This window comes from Streptomyces sp. NPDC058758, assembly GCF_042746075.1.
In the GTDB taxonomy this organism is placed as follows: Bacteria; Actinomycetota; Actinomycetes; order Streptomycetales; family Streptomycetaceae; genus Streptomyces.
Map to the genome: position 1 here is coordinate 264626 of NZ_JBHYPS010000001.1, position 17505 is coordinate 282130.

Here is a 17505-nt window from a genome sequence, read left to right on the forward strand (position 1 = left end):
GTAGACCGCTCAGCGACTCCCTGACCAGCCTGTATCCCGGGTTCGTAGACTCGGGGGAAGAGCCTACGGGGTCGCCGGTCCCGGTCCGGGCGCGGGGGCTTGTTCGGCGGCGGCGCGGACGTCGATCTCGCGCCAGAAGCCGGCGCGGATGGCGTAGCGGTCGTGCTCGTCGATCTGGTCGTCCTTGTGGGCGAGGAGGCCGAACCGGGCGGCGTAGCGGAGGAGTTCGCCGTCGATGCGGTGGGGGATGCGGGGGTAGAGGACGGAGAGCCGGTGGACGTGGCTCTGCTCGGGGAGCCGCTCCAGCCACCGCCGGGCGAACACCTGTCCGACTTCGAAGGGGTCGCCGCCGACGGTGGTGATGTCGTCCTCGCGGTCGGCCCAGCGCTGCTCGGCGCTGGTGAGCTGGGCGAGGGTGGGCAGCGAGGCGGTCTCGGGCGGCTCGCCGAGGGCGGTCGCGGGCCGCTCGACCCAGCCCCGGTCGGAGGACCAGCGCAGGGCGCTGGCCGCCTGGGCCGCGGCGGGATGCGGGGCGGCGGGGCGCAGCCCGGCGAGGTCCTTGGGGGTGGGGACGGCCTTTCCGGCGGCGGGGGCCGGGACGGCGGGGCCGTGGCCGTGGCCGTCGGCGGAGGGGGCGGGGGCCGCGTCGGGGGCCTGCCGTCCGTCGCGCGCGGCGGCCGCGGCGGCCTCGGCGGCCCGTTCGGCGGAGGCGAGGGCGGCCTCGGGGAGCGGCGCGGAGAGGATGGCGGCGATCTCGGGGCGGGGCGCCGGCGGCGGGGCGCAGACGCCGGTGAGGTCCTTGGCGCGGACGGCCCGGGTGATCCAGGCCCGGTCGAGGACGCGGCGCTCGTCGGCCTCGGCGACCAGGTCCTCGGACTGGTTGTAGTCGCCGTCGGCGGCCTGGACGGCCCAGAGGTGGACGGCGACGCCGTGCTCCTTGGCGGACATCAGACCGGGCAGCAGGTCGCCGTCGCCGGTGACGAGGACGATGTCGGTGCAGGCGCGGTTGCGGGCCAGCTCGGTCAGCTCGGTGTGCATGGCCGCGTCGACGCCCTTCTGGGCCCATCGCCCGTCGCTGCGGGTCAGGGCGCCCAGCCGGACGGTGACCCGGGGCATCACGCGCAGCCTGCGGTGCTCGGGCTGGGGGACCCGGTCGGGGGCGCCGTCGAACCAGTAGATCCGCAGCAGCGGGAGGCCGGTCTCGGTCTCGGCCCGCTCCCTCAGCTGCCTGATGAGGCCCGCGTGGTCCACGCTGATGCGGGAGCGGGCAGGTTCCCCGGCGAGCAGGCTGGCGGCGGCCCCCAGCAGATAGCCGGCGTCCACCAGAACGACGCATCGGTCCACGTGCTCCACCCTCTTTCGGATCTCGGCCGGACTCGGGATCTCAGGTGTTCCGGGTTCCTTCGAGTCTGCCCGACGCCCAGGGGGTTGACGGCCGGAACTGGATCATCGGCGTGGCGGAGCCGCACCCGCTCCCCGGGCGGGGCGCCCTCACGCACCGTAATGATCCAACATGCGGTGGTTTCTCCCGTGTGTGAGTCTGACAGCGGCTTTGGCCCCCAGATCCCTTCGAGGAGGCATCATCCCCATGGCCAAGAACCGCAACCAGAACCGTCAGAAGCAGCAGTCGCCGGCCGAGCGCGGTGCCCAGCAGGCGCAGCAGTCGTCCCTGGAGTCCCAGGCCGAGAACCGCGCCTCCCAGGTCACCCCCGGTGACATGGCGCGGAAGGGCCGTCAGAAGCGCTTCGGCCACAACTGACGCCCGGAAGACGGCAAAGGGGCGCGCCCGTGACGACGGGCGCGCCCCTTGCGCGTGCGGGCGGGCGGGTTATCCGGCCAGGCAGGACGGGCCGAGCAGCACCTTCAGGTCGCCGAAGAGGGCGGGGTCGGCCGTCACCCGGTGCCGGTCGAGGCGGAGCACGGTGGTGGAGCGGGGGCCCTGGAGCTTGATCCGCACCTCGGTGTTGCCCTTGTGGTGGCGGAGGATCTCGTCCAGCCGGCTCACCATCGGCGGGGTGACCTTGAGGGCCGGGATGGTGAGGACCACCGGGGCGTCGGTCCCGGCGTGGGAGAGGTCGGGGACCATCAGCTCCATGGCGACCAGGCGGGGGACGTCCTCGCGCTTGTCGAGCCGGCCCTTGACGAAGACGACGGCGTCCTCGACGAGCTGGGTGGAGACCAGCTGGTAGGTGGCGGGGAAGAACATGCACTCGATGGAGCCGGCGAGGTCCTCGACGGTGGCGATGGCCCAGGCGTTGCCCTGCTTGGTCATCTTCCGCTGGAGGCCGGAGATGATGCCGCCGATGGTGACGACCGCGCCGTCGGCGTGCTCGCCGCCGGTGAGCTGGGAGATCGCCGCGTCGGTCTTGTCGGAGAGGACGTGCTCGATGCCGAAGAGCGGGTGGTCGGAGACGTACAGGCCGAGCATCTCGCGCTCCTGGGCGAGCAGGTAGGACTTCTCCCACTCGACGTCGGAGAACTCGACGTCGAGGCCGAAGCCGGGCTCGTCGCTCGCCTCGTCGCCCATGCCGCCGAAGAGGTCGAACTGTCCCTCGGCCTCCTTGCGCTTGACCGCCACCACGTTGTCGATCATCGGTTCGTGGTGGGCGACCAGGCCCTTGCGGGTGTGGCCCATCTCGTCGAAGGCGCCGGCCTTGATGAGCGACTCGACGGTCCGCTTGTTGCAGACGACGGCCTCGACCTTGTCGAGGAAGTCCGGGAAGGAGGCGTACTTCCCCTTCGCCTTGCGCGACTTGATGATCGACTCGACGACGTTGGTGCCGACGTTGCGGACGGCGGAGAGGCCGAAGAGGATCACGTCGTCGCCCTGGGCGGCGAAGTTCGCCTCGGACTCGTTGACGTTGGGCGGGAGCACCTTGATGCCCATGCGGCGGCACTCGTTCAGGTAGACCGCGGACTTGTCCTTGTCGTCCTTGACCGAGGTCAGCAGGCCGGCCATGTACTCGGCCGGGTAGTTGGCCTTGAGGTAGGCGGTCCAGTAGGAGACCAGGCCGTACGCGGCCGAGTGGGCCTTGTTGAAGGCGTAGCCGGCGAAGGGGACCAGGACGTCCCACAGGGCCTTGATGGCCTCGTCGCTGTAGCCCTTCTTCTTGGCGCCGGCCTCGAAGATCACGAAGTTCTTCGCCAGCTCCTCGGGCTTCTTCTTGCCCATCACGCGGCGGAGGATGTCGGCCTCGCCGAGCGAGTAGCCGGCGATGATCTGGGCGGCCTTCTGCACCTGCTCCTGGTAGACGATGAGGCCGTAGGTGACCGCGAGCACCTCTTCGAGCGGCTTCTCCAGCTCGGGGTGGATCGGGGTGATCTCCTGCTGCCCGTTCTTGCGCAGCGCGTAGTTCGTGTGCGAGTTCATGCCCATCGGGCCCGGCCGGTACAGGGCGGACACGGCGGAGATGTCTTCGAAGTTGTCGGGCTTCATCAGCCGCAGCAGGGACCGCATGGGGCCGCCGTCGAACTGGAAGACGCCGAGGGTGTCGCCGCGCTGGAGGAGCTCGAAGGTCTTCGGGTCGTCGAGCGGGAGGGCCAGGAGGTCGAGCTCGATCCCCTTGTTGGCCTTCACCATCTTGACGGCGTCGTCCATGATCGTGAGGTTGCGCAGGCCCAGGAAGTCCATCTTGAGCAGGCCGAGCGACTCGCACTGGGGGTAGTCCCACTGCGTGATGGTGACGCCGTCGGTGTGCCGCACCCAGATCGGGGCGTGGTCGACGATCGGCTCGCTGGACATGATCACGCCGGCGGCGTGCACGCCCATCTGGCGGACCAGGCCCTCGACGCCCTTGGCGGTGTCGATGACCTTCTTCACGTCGGGCTCGTTCTCGTACATCGCCCGGATCTCGCCCGCCTCGCTGTAGCGCGGGTGGGAGGGGTTGGTGATGCCGTCGAGGTCGATGCCCTTGCCGAGGACGTCGGCGGGCATGGCCTTGGTGAGCCGGTCGCCCATGGCGTACGGGTAGCCGAGGACGCGCGCGGAGTCCTTGATGGCGTTCTTCGCCTTGATCTTGCCGTAGGTGCCGATCATGGCGACCTTGTCGGCGCCGTACTTCTCGGTCACGTAGCGGATCACCTCGACGCGCCTGCGCTCGTCGAAGTCGATGTCGACGTCGGGCATCGAGATGCGCTCGGGGTTGAGGAAGCGCTCGAAGATCAGGCCGTGCGGGATCGGGTCGAGGTCGGTGATGCCCATGGCGTACGCGACGATCGAGCCGGCCGCGGAGCCTCGGCCGGGGCCCACGGCGATGCCCTGCTTCTTCGCCCACATGATGAAGTCGGCGACGACGAGGAAGTAGCCGGGGAAGCCCATCGAGATGATGGTGTCCATCTCGTACTCGACCTGCTTCATGCGGTCCTCGGGGATCCCGTTCGGGAACCGGCGGTGCATGCCGCGCATGGTCTCCTCGCGGAACCAGCTGACCTCGGTGTAGCCCTCGGGGATGTCGAACTTCGGCATCAGGTTCTTCTCGACGAACATGCCCTCGGTCGACACCTGCTCGGCGACCAGGAGGGTGTTGCGGCAGCCCTCCTGCCAGGCGTCCGAGGAGTCGACGGCGTACATCTCGTCCGTGGACTTCAGGTAGTAGCCGGTGCCGTCGAACTTGAAGCGGTCCGGGTCGGAGAGGTTCTTGCCGGTCTGAATGCACAGCAGGGCGTCGTGGGCGGTGGCCTCGTGCGCGTAGGTGTAGTGCGAGTCGTTGGTGACCAGCGGCGGGATGCCGAGCTTCTTGCCGATCTCCAGCAGGCCGTCGCGGACCCGGCGCTCGATCTCGATGCCGTGGTCCATGAGCTCCAGGAAGTAGCGGTCCTTGCCGAAGATGTCCTGGTACTCGGAGGCCGACTTCAGGGCCTCGTCGAACTGGCCGAGGCGCAGCCGGGTCTGGAGCTCGCCGGAGGGGCAGCCGGTGGAGGCGATCAGCCCCTCCGACCACTGGGAGATGGTCTCCTTGTCCATCCGGGGCCACTTCTGGAGCCAGCCCTCGGCGTAGGCGTCGGAGGAGAGCTTGAAGAGGTTGTGCAGTCCGGTGGCGTTCGCCGCCCAGATCGTCTTGTGGGTGTAGCCGCCGGAGCCGGAGACGTCGTCCCGCTTCTGGTGCGGCTGGCCCCACTGGATCTTGCGCTTGTTGCGCCGGGACTCGGGGGCGACGTACGCCTCGATGCCGATGATCGGCGTCACGCCCGCCTTCTTGGCGCTGTGGAAGAAGTCGTACGCGCCGTGCAGGTTGCCGTGGTCGGACATGGCGATGTGGGTCATGCCCATCTCGTTGCACGCGTTGAACATGTCCTTCAGCCGCGCGGCACCGTCCAGCAGGGAGTACTGGGTGTGGACGTGGAGGTGCGTGAAGGGCGGCTTGGTCACGGGGGGTGCCTCCGACTATGAACTTCTGGGGGGACAGCCCCGAAGTCTACGTCGGACGAGTGACAGGAGGGGGGCACCGACGGCTAGGGTCGCGCGTGGGGTGAGGTGAAACACCCGTCCCATTTGTCTGTACCCCGTCATGCACCAGGAGGCACCCTCGATGCCGGTCCCCCAGCCCGCCGCCGACGAGCGCGGTGAGCAGATCCTCGCCGTCTTCGACACCGCCTTCGGCGAGCTGCTCGCCGCCGACCCGGCCGCCTTCCGGGTCAAGTTCCGGAAGATGGCGGGCTCCGCCTTCGCCTTCTACCGGGGCACCGCGTGCCTCTTCTACCGGGACCTGGAGGCGGAGGCCCACGGGGGCCCGTTCCTGGACGAGCGGACCGGCCGGGTGTGGATCCACGGCGACCTGCACGCGGAGAACTTCGGCACCTACATGGACGCCCACGGGCGCCTGGTCTTCAACGTGAACGACTTCGACGAGGCGTACGTGGGGCCCTTCACCTGGGACCTCAAGCGGCTCGCCGCCTCGCTGGCCCTGCTCGGCTACGCCAAGGCGCTGAGCGACGAGCAGATCACCCGCCTGGTCCGGATCTACGCGGCGGCCTACCGGGAGCGGATAGGCGCCCTGGCCTCCGGCAGCCGCGGCGACCAGGCGCCCGGCTTCACCCTGGAGACCGCCGACGGCGCGCTGCTCGGGGCGCTGCGCCAGGCCCGGGCGATGACCCGCTTCGGGCTGCTGGAGTCGATGACCGAGATCCGGGAGTACGACCGCCGCTTCGCGCCCGGCGGCGGGACGGTCGAGCTGGACGCGGCGACCCGCTACAAGGTGCTGGCGGCCTTCGACGGCTATCTGGCGACCCTGCCGGAGTCCTCGCTGGTCCGCCCGGACTCGTACCGCGTGAAGGACGTCGTCGGGCGGCGCGGGATCGGCATCGGCTCGGCCGGCCTCCCCTCGTACAACATCCTGCTCGAAGGGCACAGCGACGCCCTGGAGAACGACGTCGTGATCTACATGAAGCAGGCGCAGACCCCGGCGGTGTCGCGGCACGTCACGGACCCGGCGGTGCGGGGCTACTTCCGGCACGAGGGGCACCGCACGGTGATCTCGCAGCGGGCGCTCCAGGCGCACGCGGACCCGTGGCTGGGGTGGACGGAGCTGGACGGGGCCGGGCAGCTGGTGGCCGAGGTCTCGCCGTACGCGGTGGACCTGGACTGGTCGGACATCGACGACCCGCAGGACATCGCGCTGACCGTGGGCGACCTGGGGCGGGCGACCGCGACCATGCACGCGGCGGCGGACGAGTCCAGCGGCCACTCCCTGGTGCCGTTCTCCACGGAGCAGGCCATCGACGCGGTGATCGCGGCCGACGAGGAGGGCTTCGCGGAGCTCCTGGTGGACTTCGCCCACGCGTACGGGGCCCGCGCGCGCGGCGACCACCAGATCTTCGTGGACCTCTTCCGCAACGGCCGGATCCCGGGGCTGTAAGCAGGCGCACAGCTCTTTCTTAGGGGGCCCTTACGGCCCGCCGTGGCACACTCGTCCCCTAATGGACATGGCGGGGACGCGGCTGAGGGCGCTGCGGGCAGCGGTCTTCACGACACTGGTCGTGACCCTGTCCGTGGCCTCCCACGTGCTGCTCTCCCGGGCGCCGCTGCCGCTGGGCACGGTCGTGCCGGTCGCGGCCGGGGTCTTCGCCGTGGCGTACGCCCTGGCCGGCCGGGAGCGCGGCTTCGGCCCGATCGCGGGACTGCTCGTCCCGCTGGAGCTGGCCGCCGACACCCTCTTCACCTCCGGCCAGGCCGTCTGCTACGGCCCCGCGGGCGGGCCGGTCGCCGGCGCGCTGCGGTCGCTCGGGGTGGAGGCGCTGTGCGGCGGGGCCGTGGGCACGCCGCTGCCGGGGGTCGCCGCGCCCGAGGGCGGGGCCGCCGCGGTGCTCTCCTCCCCGGATCCGGCGCTGCCGTGGCTGCTGCTCGGCGCCCACGTGCTGGTCGGCCTCTCGGCCGCGAGCTGGCTGCGCGGCGGCGAGCGGGCTCTGGCCCGGCTGCTCGGCGCGGCGACGGCCTCGGCCTTCCGGCCGCTGGAGCTGTTCGCGGCCCTGGTGGGCGCGGACCGTCCGGCGGCGCCGGGCCCGGCCCGTCCGGAGCCCCGGCCGCGCCCGTCCCGGACGCTTCTCCTCGTGCACTCCGTGGGGCGGCGGGGGCCGCCGCGGGGACCGCTCGCTCTCGTCTGAGCGCACGCTCCCCCAGCCTCCCCCTTTTTCACTCCCCGGAGATTCACGATCATGAGTGCACGCAACAAGCAGGCCAACAAGGCCGCCGCCCGCGAGCGTCTGCGCGTCGAGCGCGAGCGCCAGGCCAAGAAGGACCGGGCCCGCCGGCAGCTGATCGTCGGCGTCTCGGCGGTGGCCGTGCTCGCCGCCGCCGGCGGCATCGGCTACGCGGTCGTCCAGGCCAACCAGCCCACCGCGTGGGAGACCGCGGCCGACGCGAAGACGGTCACGGCCCCGAAGAACACCGAGGGCGCGAACGGCACCACCGTCGTCGTCGGCAAGGCGTCCGCGAAGAAGACCCTGGAGATCTACGAGGACTCGCGCTGCCCGGTCTGCGCGACCTTCGAGCAGTCGGTCGGCTCCACCGTCGAGAAGGACGTCGAGGCCGGCAAGTACAGGCTCAAGTACGTGGGCGCGACCTTCATCGACAACATGGACCAGGGCGAGGGCTCGAAGAACGCCCTGTCGGCGCTGGGCGCGGCGCTCGACGTGAGCCCGGAGGCCTTCCTCGACTACAAGGCGGCGCTCTACTCGGCGAAGTGGCACCCGGAGGAGAGCGAGGACAAGTTCGCGAAGGACTCCTACCTCCTGGAGGTCGCGGACACGGTCGAGGCGCTGAAGGGCAACGCGGCCTTCAAGCGGCACGTGGAGGACGGCACCTTCGACGCCTGGGCGATGAAGATGTCGAAGACCTTCGACGAGAGCGGCGTGACGGGCACGCCGACGCTGAAGATGGACGGCAAGACGCTGACGGCCGAGGGCTCGCAGAACCCGCCGCTGACGGTCGAGGAGTTCAACGCCGCCCTCGCCCCGGTCCTGGCCGGCTGACCCTCCCCTCCTCCGCCTCCCCGGTCCGCGCGGACCGGGGAGCGAGGGGCCCGCCGGGAGATCGTCGTGAGCGGCGGGCGAACCCCCGGAGAACTTTCCGGATTCCGCCTGTCAACCATGGGTACCCGTCAGTAATCTGACTGGCCGTGACCAGTCCCTCCCTGTCTCCCGCTCCCACGCGGCGCACGGTCGTCAAGGCCGCCGCCGTCACCGCCGTCGTCACCCCCGCGCTGCTCGGCGCGGCGGCGCCGGCCCTCGCGGACGCCCCGGCGCCCGCCTTCCTCCACGGCGTCGCCTCGGGCGACCCGCTGCCCGACGGCGTCCTGCTGTGGACGCGCGTCACCCCCTCGCCCGAGGCCGTGCCCGGCTCCGGGCTCAGCGCGGACGTCCGCGTCGACTGGGAGGTGGCCGAGGACCGCTCCTTCGCCCGGGTCGTCGCCTCCGGTTCGGCCACGGCGGGCGCCGCCGCCGACCACACCGTCAAGGCCGACGTCCGCGGACTGCGCCCGGCCACCGCCTACTTCTTCCGCTTCGCGGCCGGCGGGGCCGTCTCGCCCACCGGCCGCACCCGCACCGCCCCGGCGGCCGACTCCGCCGCGCCGGGCGTCCGCTTCGGCGTGGTGTCGTGCGCCAACTACGAGGCCGGCCACTTCTCCGCGTACCGCCACCTGGCGGCCCGCGCCGACCTCGACGCGATCCTGCACCTGGGCGACTACATCTACGAGTACGCGAGCGGCGTCTACCCGGAGGCGAAGGACACCGTCCGGACGCACGAGCCGCGCCACGAGATCGTGTCGCTCGCCGACTACCGCACCCGGCACGGCCGGTACAAGACGGACCCGGACCTCCAGGCGCTGCACGCGGCCCACCCGGTGGTGGCGATCTGGGACGACCACGAGTTCGCCAACGACGCCTGGACCGGCGGGGCCGAGAACCACACCCCGGGCGCCGAGGGCGACTGGGCCGCCCGGGTCGCCGCCGCCAAGCGGGCCTACTTCGAGTGGATGCCGGTCCGCACCTCCACCGAGGGCACGGTCTTCCGCCGGCTCCGCTTCGGCAGGCTGGCCGATCTGCACCTGCTGGACCTGCGCTCGTTCCGCTCCGCCCAGGCGAAGACGGGCTCCGGCACGGTCGACGACCCGGACCGGACGATCACCGGCCGGGCGCAGCTCGACTGGCTGAAGGCCGGCCTGGCCGGTTCGGACGCCGCCTGGCAGCTGGTCGGCACCTCGGTGATGATCTCGCCGGTCGCCTTCGGCTCGCTGCCGGCGTACCTGCTGGAGCCGCTCGCCGGGCTGCTCGGACTGCCCGCCGAGGGGCTCGCGGTCAACGTCGACCAGTGGGACGGCTACACCGACGACCGCAAGGAGCTCCTCGCGCACCTGGGCTCCCGGGCGATCAGGAACACCGTCTTCCTGACCGGCGACATCCACATGGCCTGGGCCAACGACGTGCCGGCCAGGGCGGCCACGTACCCGCTCTCGGCCTCGGTGGCCACGGAGTTCGTGGTCACCTCGGTGACCTCGGACAACCTGGACGACCTGCTGAACGTCGCCCCCGGCACCCTCTCGGTGGTGGCCGCGGGCGCGGTGAAGGCGGCCAACCGGCACGTGAAGTGGGTGGACATGGACCACCACGGCTACGGCGTGCTCGACGTGACCGCCGAGCGCTCGCAGATGGACTACTACACGGTCTCCGACAAGCGGGATCCGGCCGCGAGCGCGTCCTGGGCCCGCTCCTACCGGACGCTCAGCGGAACGCAGCGCGTCGAGCGGGTGTACCAGCCGGTCATCTGAGCGACGACCGACCGTCGATTTTCAGCCATGATCCTCCTTGTTAACGGGAGATCACACGGCTACGGCGGGTGGTGGATCCGGAGCCTCGAAACCGGACACACCACCCGCCACCGGTACGGCTTTCGTTACGTCGGCGTCTCAAACTCCGGAAGCGACGCCAAAATTTCTTCCCGATGACCCGAATTGCCCTCCGATTGATTGGGCTTGATCACCGCTCAACGGTGTCTGACATGGACGCGTAATCTCCCCGCCGTGGCGAGGAAGTACCTCTCCACCACCCCCCGCGAGGAGTCACCTGTGCGTGCTCTTGTCCGTATATCGCCGCGTACGTCACGTCGTGTGCTCGGCACCGCCGTCCTGGCCGGAACCCTGGCCCTGGCGCCCTTCTCCGCCCCCGTCGTCGCCCAGGCCTCCCCCACCCTGGCCGGCGCCTCCGCCGAGGAGTGCGCCGACGGCACGGCCACCCTGTCCGGAGCCCGCAAGGAGAAGGGCGCCGACAGCCACGCCGCCGAGCCCAACGAGGTCACCGCCGCCCAGGCCAAGGCCATGGACGACGACCTGCGCAAGAAGCTGTCCGCCGCCAGGTCGAGCGGCCGGGTCGCCGCCCAGGCCGACGCCGCCGCCGTGGTCACCATCCCGGTGTACTTCCACGTCGTGCACAGCGGCACGACGGGCAAGCTGACGTCCACCCAGATCAACAACCAGATGGCCGTCCTCAACGCCGCCTACGGCGGCCAGGGCACCGGAAACGTCAACACCGGCTTCCAGTTCACGCTGGCCGGGACCGACTACACGGACAACGCCTCCTGGTACAACCTGACCTCGGGCTCCACCGCCGAGAAGCAGATGAAGCAGACCCTCCGCAAGGGCGGCGCCGGCGCGCTGAACTTCTACACCGCCAACCTCGGCGGCGGCCTGCTCGGCTGGGCGACCTTCCCGACCTCGTACCAGTCCAACCCGTCCATGGACGGCGTGGTCGTGCTCGACGCCTCCCTGCCGGGCGGCTCGGCGGCCAACTACGACGAGGGCGACACCGCCACCCACGAGGTCGGCCACTGGATGGGCCTCTACCACACCTTCCAGGGCGGCTGCAACGGCAACGGCGACTACGTCTCCGACACCCCGGCCGAGAAGTCCCCGGCGTACGAGTGCCCGACCGGCCGCGACTCCTGCGCCTCCAAGGCGGGCGTGGACCCGATCCACAACTTCATGGACTACACGTACGACGCGTGCATGTACCAGTTCACCACGGGCCAGGTGACCCGGATGAACGACCACTGGACCGCGTACCGCGCCTGACGGCCCGTCCGCAGACGCCGGACGGCCCCCGGGGAGCACCGCTCCCCGGGGGCCGTCCCCGTCCTCACTCCTCCTCGTCGAGCCCGTCGAGGAAGTCGAGGGCGATCGCCCAGGTCAGCTCCGCCGCCTCGGTGTCCCAGTCCGGCAGCTCCGGGTCCGTGTACAGGTGCCCGGCCCCCCGGTAGCGGTGGACCTCCACCTCCGCCCCGGCCCTGCGCATCTGGAGGTACCAGGCGGACAGCCAGTCGTCCGTCTCGAACGGGTCGGGCTCGGCCACGTGCAGCTGCACGGGCAGGGCGTCCACCGAGGCGTTCGGCGCCAGGTCCGAGGTGCCGTGGAGCAGCAGCAGCCCGCGCGCCTTCTCGTCGCCGAGCGCCAGGGTCTGGGCGACCGAGGCGCCGAGGGAGAAGCCCGCGTAGACGAGGCCGCGCTCCGAGTAGGGGGCGGCCACCAGGACCGCGCGCTTCAGCAGCTCGTCCGAGCCGATCTCGTCCCTCTTCGCCATGCCCTCCTCCACCGAGTCGGTGGTCCAGCCGTCGAAGAGGTCCGGCACCCACACCTGGTGGCCGGCGGCCCGCAGCCGGTCGGCGGCGGCCTCCACGGCCGGGCGCTTCCCGTACACCGAGTGGAAAAGCATGATGTCCATACGGGCCATCCTGCCACCCGCCCCCGGCGACACGCAGGAACCCCCAGGTCAGCGCATCGAGCGCACGTCGAGGTGGCGCAGCACCCGGTCCACCACCTCGGGGTCGGCGCCCGGCTCGCTGCGCGCCGAGAGCACCGCGTGCCGCGCGGCGGACATCATCTCCCGCTGGATCGCCTGGAGCCGCTTCACCCGCTCGACCCGCTCGGTGAAGGCGGCCCGCCGCTCCTCGTCCACCATGTCCGGGCTGATCCGCGCCCCGATGTCGAAGGCCCCGCGCTGGAGCCGCTCGGCGACCTCCTCGGGCAGCTCCTCGACCTCCTCGATCTCCTTCAGCCGCCGCTTGGCGGCCTTGGCCGCCCGCAGGGCCAGCTCCCGCTCGAAGGCGCGCTCGGCGTCGGCGTCGGCCCGCACCCCGAGCCTGCGCACCAGCCAGGGCAGGGTGAGCCCCTGCACCACCAGGGTGGCCAGGATCACGCAGAAGGCGAGGAAGACCAGCTCGTCCCGGCCGGGGAAGGGCGCGCCGTCGTCGGTGGTGCGGGGGATGGCGAGGGCCAGCGCGACCGAGGCCACCCCGCGCATCCCCGACCACCACATGACGACGGTCTCCCGCCAGCTCGTCGGGATCTCCTCGTCGACGTCCCGCCGGTCGTGCAGCTTCTGCGCCAGCCAGCCGGCCGGCAGCAGCCACAGCAGCCGGACCCCGACGACCACGGCGACGACCGCCGCGCCCCAGCCGAGCATCTCGCCCAGGTGCCCCTCGGCGACGCCGAGGACGTGGATCAGCTCCAGGCCGATCAGGCCGAAGGCGATGCCGGTGACGAGGGTGTCGACGATCTCCCAGAAGGTCTGGCCGGCGAGCCGTCCCATCACGTCGTCGGCGTCGGCCGCGTACTCGGCGAGGAAGAGGGCGGTGACGAGGACCGCGAGGACGCCGGAGCCGTGCAGCTCCTCGGCGAGGACGTAGGAGACGAAGGGCACGAGGAGGGTGAGCCCGGTCTGGAGGGTGGCGTCGCCGAGGAAGCCCATGAGCTTGTTGGTGGCCCAGCCGAGGGCGAGGCCGACCGCGACGGCCACCACCGCGGACAGGACGAACTGGCCCAGCGCCTCCGGCCAGGAGAACTCGCCGCTCACCACCGCCGCGATGGCCACGTGGTACAGCACGATCGCGGTGACGTCGTTGAAGAGCCCCTCGCCCTCCAGGATCGACACGAGCCGCCGGGGCAGCCCCAGCGAGCCGGCCACGGCGGTCGCCGCGACCGGGTCGGGCGGGGCGACCAGGGCCCCGAGGGCCAGCGCGGCGGCCAGCGGGATCCCGGGCACCAGCGCGTCGGCCACCGCGCCGACCGCGGCCGTGGTGACGAAGACCAGGGCGACCGCGAGCAGGAAGATCGGCCGCCGGTTCGCCGCGAACTGCCGCCAGGAGGTCCGCTGCACCGAGGCGTAGAGCAGCGGCGGCAGCACCAGCGGCAGGATGAGCTCGGGCGGGATGTCGACGTTCGGCACGAACGGCAGGAAGGCCAGCACGATCCCGAGGAGCGTCATCAGGACCGGCGCGGGCAGCCCGAGCCGGTCCCCCAGGGGGACGGTCAGCAGGGCGCCGAGGAGCAGCAGGAACAGGAGGGCCAATTGATCCACGGCCCCACCCTGTCACGTACGTCCGCTTTGGCGGCGATTGCCCCCGTGATGGGGGCACATGTCCGGCGTGCTACGGGGAGGGGCTCCTCAGAGCACGCGCCGCATCGCCCGGTGGGGGATGCCCGCGTCGGGGAACTCCCCGCCGTACGCCACGTAGCCCAGCCGCTCGTAGAAGCCGAGGGCCCGGGTCTGCGCGTGCAGGTCGACGGCGGCCAGGCCGCGCTCGCGGGCCGCGTCCTCGATGGCCCGGACCAGCGCCGCGCCGATCCCGAGGCCGCGCGCCGCGCCGCTGACGGCGAGCCTGCCGAGCGAGCCGACGGAGGCGTCCGCGCCGGTCTTCCCGGTCGCGTCGGCCCCGTGGAGCAGCCGCCCGGTGCCCAGCGGCACCCCGTCCGCGCGGACCGCGAGGACGTGCACGGCGGTGGCGTCGTACGTGTCGTACTCCAGCTCGCGCGGGACGCCCTGCTCCTCGACGAAGACCTCGCGGCGGACCGCGAAGCACTTCTCCAGGTCGCCCTCGCCCGCGGCCTCGCGGACCGCGTACGCCTCGCTCACCGGCTCTCCGCCTCGATGCGGTCCAGGGCGGTGCGCAGGTCGGCCGGGTAGGTGGACTCGAACTCGACCCACTGCCCGTCGCCGGGGTGCTCGAAGCCCAGCCGGACCGCGTGCAGCCACTGGCGGGTCAGCCCGAGCCGCTTGGCCATGGTCGGGTCGGCGCCGTAGGTGAGGTCGCCGACGCAGGGGTGGCGGTGGGCCGACATGTGCACCCGGATCTGGTGGGTGCGGCCGGTCTCCAGCTTGATGTCGAGCAGCGAGGCCGCGCGGTAGGCCTCGATCAGGTCGTAGTGGGTGACCGACGGCTTGCCCTCGGCGGTCACGGCCCACTTGTAGTCGTGGTTCGGGTGCCGGCCGATGGGCGCGTCGATGGTGCCGCTCAGCGGGTCGGGGTGGCCCTGGACCAGCGCGTGGTAGCGCTTCTCGACCGTGCGCTCCTTGAACTGGCGCTTGAGCGAGGTGTACGCGTACTCCGACTTGGCGACCACCATCAGGCCGGAGGTGCCGACGTCGAGGCGGTGCACGATGCCCTGGCGCTCGGCGGCGCCCGAGGTGGAGATCCGGTAGCCGGCGGCGGCGAGGCCGCCGATCACGGTGGTGCCGGTCCAGCCGGGGCTGGGGTGGGCCGCGACCCCGATCGGCTTGGTGATCACCACGATGTCGTCGTCGTCGTGGACGATCTCCATGCCCTCGACGGGCTCGGCGACGATCTGGACCGGCGCGGGGGCGCCGGGCATCTCGACCTCCAGCCACGCCCCGCCGCTGACCCGCTCGGACTTGCCGACGACGGAGCCGTCGACCTGGACCTTCCCCGCGGCGGCGAGCTCGGCCGCCTTGGTGCGGGAAAACCCGAACATACGGGCGATGGCGGCGTCGACGCGCTCGCCCTCCAGGCCATCGGGAACGGGCAGGGTGCGGATCTCGGGACTCGTGCTCACCCGTCGAGTATGCCTTGTGCGGAAGCCGGCCCGTCCTCCGCGCGGTCCGGACTCAGTCCTTGTGGATCGTGCCGTCGGGGTCCAGGCCCCGGAAGGACAGGATGACGATCAGGATGCCGCCGCAGACGATCGCCGAGTCGGCGAGGTTGAAGACGGCGAAGTGGGCCGGGGCGATGAAGTCCACCACCGCGCCCTGGAAGGCGCCCGGCGAGCGGAACAGCCGGTCGGTGAGATTGCCGAGCGCACCGCCGAGCAGCAGGCCCAGCGCGATCGCCCAGGGCAGGCTGTAGAGCTTGCGGGCCAGCCGGATGATCACCACGATGACGGCCGCCGCGATGCAGGTGAAGACGATGGTGAACGCCTCACCCATGCCGAAGGCCGCGCCCGGGTTGCGGATCGCCTCGAAGCGGAGCAGCTCGCCGATCACCTTGATCGGCTCGCGGCCCTCCAGCTTCTCCACCACGACGATCTTGCTGCCGAGGTCGATCAGATAGGCGAGCACGGCCACCACGAAGAGCGCGACGATCCGCCGCTTGCCCCGGGGCCGCTCCTCGGGGCGCTCCTCCGGGACGGCCGAGTCCTCGGCCCCTGCTGAATCCGGCGTACCGATGACGCTCTCCGCCTCTGCCACGTGAGTGAGTCCCTCGTACCTCGATGCCTGACCGTGCACCGAGGGTACGGCACAGGCGTACGAGACCGGCAGCCCGTACCGCCGGTCCGCGCACGTCGGGGGCGGCACGGGCCGCCCCGGCCGCGGCTAGCCCCGCCGCTCCTGCTTCTGCTTGTCCTCCACGCAGAGGGTCGCGCGCGGGAAGGCCTGCATGCGGGCCTTCCCGATGGGCTTGCCGCAGACCTCGCAGAGGCCGTACGTGCCCGCGTCGAGCCGCTCCAGGGCGTGCTCGGTCTGCTCCAGCATCTCCCGCGCGTTCGCCGCCAGGGCCAGCTCGTGCTCGCGGGTGATGTTCTTGGTGCCGGTGTCGGCCTCGTCGTGGCCCGCGCCGTCGCCGGAGTCCCGCATCAGGCCGGTCAGCTCCTCCTGGGAGTGGGCCAGCTCGCTGCGCAGCCGCAGCACCTCGGCCTGGAGGTCGCTGCGGGCCTCGGCGACCTCGTCCGGCGTCCACGGGTCCTCGCCGGGCCGCACCGCGAGCTCCCCGGTACGCGCCGGGGGCACGGCCACCTCGTCACCGGCGGTCGTGACGCCACCCGCGGTCTTCTTCGCTGCCACCGTCCTGGCTCCTGTCTGCTTCTTCGCGGCGGCCTTCCGGCCGACGGCCCTCTTCACGGACTTCACGGACTTCACGGACTTCACGGACGAGCCGGACTCGCCGGCGGCCCCCGCGGGTTCCTCCGCGGGCCCCGCGGACTTCTTCGCGGTCTTCTTCGCGGTCTTCCCGGCCGCCTTCTCCTCGGCCGCCTTCTTCACGGTCTTCCGCGCGGCCGGCCGCTTCGCCGCCGGCTGCTTCGCGGGGCGTTTCGCGGCCCGGGGGGCGTCCGCCTCCTCCGCCGCGGACGCGGACGCGCGGGACGGGGCCGCCGTCCGCTTCGCCGGCTTCCTCCCGGCCGCTTCCCCCGGGGCCCCGGGATCGCCCGGGGAGCCGGCGGAGCCGGGGTCCCCGGCGGCGGCCGGGGACTGCTTCGCGGCGGTCTTCTTCGCCACCATGTCGCGGCCCCTTCACATTTTGTGATCTTGCTCGCGCATCGTGCTGGGACGATAAATCGACCCAAGGCCGCTGGCAACGGGGCACGCCGCCCATTCCGCCCGCCCCACGGCCCCCGGGGCGGACCCGTGGGAACAGGTGCCCAACTCCCCGCCGGGTTATCCGCCCCGCCGCTCCCCCGCACGGCCCCGCGAAGTCCGCGCCGCCCCGTGTGGCCATTCGGGTCACCCGCAAACCGGTCGGCCCGGTGCCCCCGCGCCCCGTACACTGGCCTCAGCGAGAGGCGTCGATGGGGCCCAGTAGCGTCGTACGCAGCCATGAGCGACCCGGGGACGGTGAGAGCCCGGGGGCGAGCCCGATGCGAAGCATCACCCCGGAGCTGCCGGAAGAAAGCCGCGTGGACACGCACCACGAAGCGCGGTGACTAGAACCGGTGTCGCGACCCCAATGAGGGGGCCCCGGACGGCCACGCCCGGAGCCAAGGAGGGTGGTACCGCGGGAGCGCAGCTCTC

14 protein-coding genes are annotated in these 17505 nt (G+C 71.9%); 6 read left to right on the plus strand and 8 right to left on the minus strand.

What is annotated here, in order from left to right:
• Window positions 1–63 precede the first annotated feature (63 nt).
• Window positions 64–1353, minus strand: coding sequence for an NYN domain-containing protein (locus ACFW6A_RS01235; protein ID WP_351841071.1), 1290 nt, complete (start codon window positions 1351–1353; stop codon window positions 64–66).
• A 235-nt stretch (window positions 1354–1588) separates the two neighbouring features.
• Here ACFW6A_RS01235 and ACFW6A_RS01240 point away from each other — a divergent pair, with 235 nt between their 5' ends.
• Window positions 1589–1759, plus strand: a complete 171-nt coding sequence (locus ACFW6A_RS01240) for a hypothetical protein (RefSeq protein WP_351841069.1) — start codon at window positions 1589–1591, stop codon at window positions 1757–1759.
• Between the two features lie 69 nt (window positions 1760–1828).
• Here the strand turns inward: ACFW6A_RS01240 and dnaE are convergent, their stop codons facing one another.
• Entirely contained in the window at window positions 1829–5368 is a 3540-nt protein-coding gene (gene dnaE, locus ACFW6A_RS01245) for a DNA polymerase III subunit alpha (protein ID WP_351841067.1), read from the minus strand.
• Window positions 5369–5528: 160 nt separating this feature from the next.
• Between dnaE and ACFW6A_RS01250 the strand changes: the two genes are divergently transcribed.
• The 5 genes from ACFW6A_RS01250 (at window position 5529) to ACFW6A_RS01270 (ending at window position 11561) form a co-directional block, all read left to right on the plus strand.
• On the plus strand, window positions 5529–6854 hold the full coding sequence (locus ACFW6A_RS01250; RefSeq protein WP_351841065.1) for a DUF2252 domain-containing protein: 1326 nt from the start codon (window positions 5529–5531) through the stop codon (window positions 6852–6854).
• Window positions 6855–6915: 61 nt separating this feature from the next.
• Window positions 6916–7599, plus strand: coding sequence for a hypothetical protein (locus tag ACFW6A_RS01255; RefSeq protein WP_386638122.1), 684 nt, complete (start codon window positions 6916–6918; stop codon window positions 7597–7599).
• Window positions 7600–7650: 51 nt separating this feature from the next.
• Window positions 7651–8466, plus strand: coding sequence for a DsbA family protein (locus ACFW6A_RS01260; protein ID WP_351841061.1), 816 nt, complete (start codon window positions 7651–7653; stop codon window positions 8464–8466).
• A gap of 146 nt (window positions 8467–8612) precedes the next feature.
• Window positions 8613–10262 (plus strand): alkaline phosphatase D family protein, encoded by a 1650-nt coding sequence (locus ACFW6A_RS01265; protein ID WP_386638125.1) that lies wholly within the window; start codon window positions 8613–8615, stop codon window positions 10260–10262.
• 339 nt (window positions 10263–10601) lie between these two features.
• The gene (locus ACFW6A_RS01270; RefSeq protein ID WP_351841057.1) at window positions 10602–11561 is read left to right on the plus strand and encodes a zinc metalloprotease; all 960 of its coding nucleotides are present in this window, start codon (window positions 10602–10604) and stop codon (window positions 11559–11561) included.
• Between the two features lie 64 nt (window positions 11562–11625).
• Here the strand turns inward: ACFW6A_RS01270 and ACFW6A_RS01275 are convergent, their stop codons facing one another.
• The 6 genes from ACFW6A_RS01275 to ACFW6A_RS01300 all read right to left on the minus strand — a co-directional run bounded on the left by ACFW6A_RS01275 (window position 11626) and on the right by ACFW6A_RS01300 (window position 16995).
• On the minus strand, window positions 11626–12207 hold the full coding sequence (locus ACFW6A_RS01275) for a dienelactone hydrolase family protein (protein WP_386638128.1): 582 nt from the start codon (window positions 12205–12207) through the stop codon (window positions 11626–11628).
• A 48-nt stretch (window positions 12208–12255) separates the two neighbouring features.
• On the minus strand, window positions 12256–13842 hold the full coding sequence (locus ACFW6A_RS01280; protein WP_351841053.1) for a Na+/H+ antiporter: 1587 nt from the start codon (window positions 13840–13842) through the stop codon (window positions 12256–12258).
• An 87-nt stretch (window positions 13843–13929) separates the two neighbouring features.
• Window positions 13930–14397, minus strand: coding sequence for a GNAT family N-acetyltransferase (locus ACFW6A_RS01285; RefSeq protein ID WP_351841051.1), 468 nt, complete (start codon window positions 14395–14397; stop codon window positions 13930–13932).
• Window positions 14394–15335 carry an RluA family pseudouridine synthase gene (locus ACFW6A_RS01290; protein WP_351841049.1) on the minus strand — a complete coding sequence of 314 codons (942 nt, stop codon included), beginning with the start codon at window positions 15333–15335 and terminating at the stop codon, window positions 14394–14396. Before ACFW6A_RS01290 ends, ACFW6A_RS01285 begins: the two co-directional genes overlap by 4 nt.
• A 52-nt stretch (window positions 15336–15387) precedes the next feature.
• Window positions 15388–15966 carry a signal peptidase II gene (lspA, locus tag ACFW6A_RS01295; RefSeq protein WP_351841047.1) on the minus strand — a complete coding sequence of 193 codons (579 nt, stop codon included), beginning with the start codon at window positions 15964–15966 and terminating at the stop codon, window positions 15388–15390.
• A gap of 126 nt (window positions 15967–16092) precedes the next feature.
• Complete coding sequence (locus tag ACFW6A_RS01300) at window positions 16093–16995, minus strand: TraR/DksA family transcriptional regulator (RefSeq protein ID WP_386483534.1); 903 nt, start codon at window positions 16993–16995, stop codon at window positions 16093–16095.
• Between the last annotated feature and the right edge of the window lie 510 nt (window positions 16996–17505).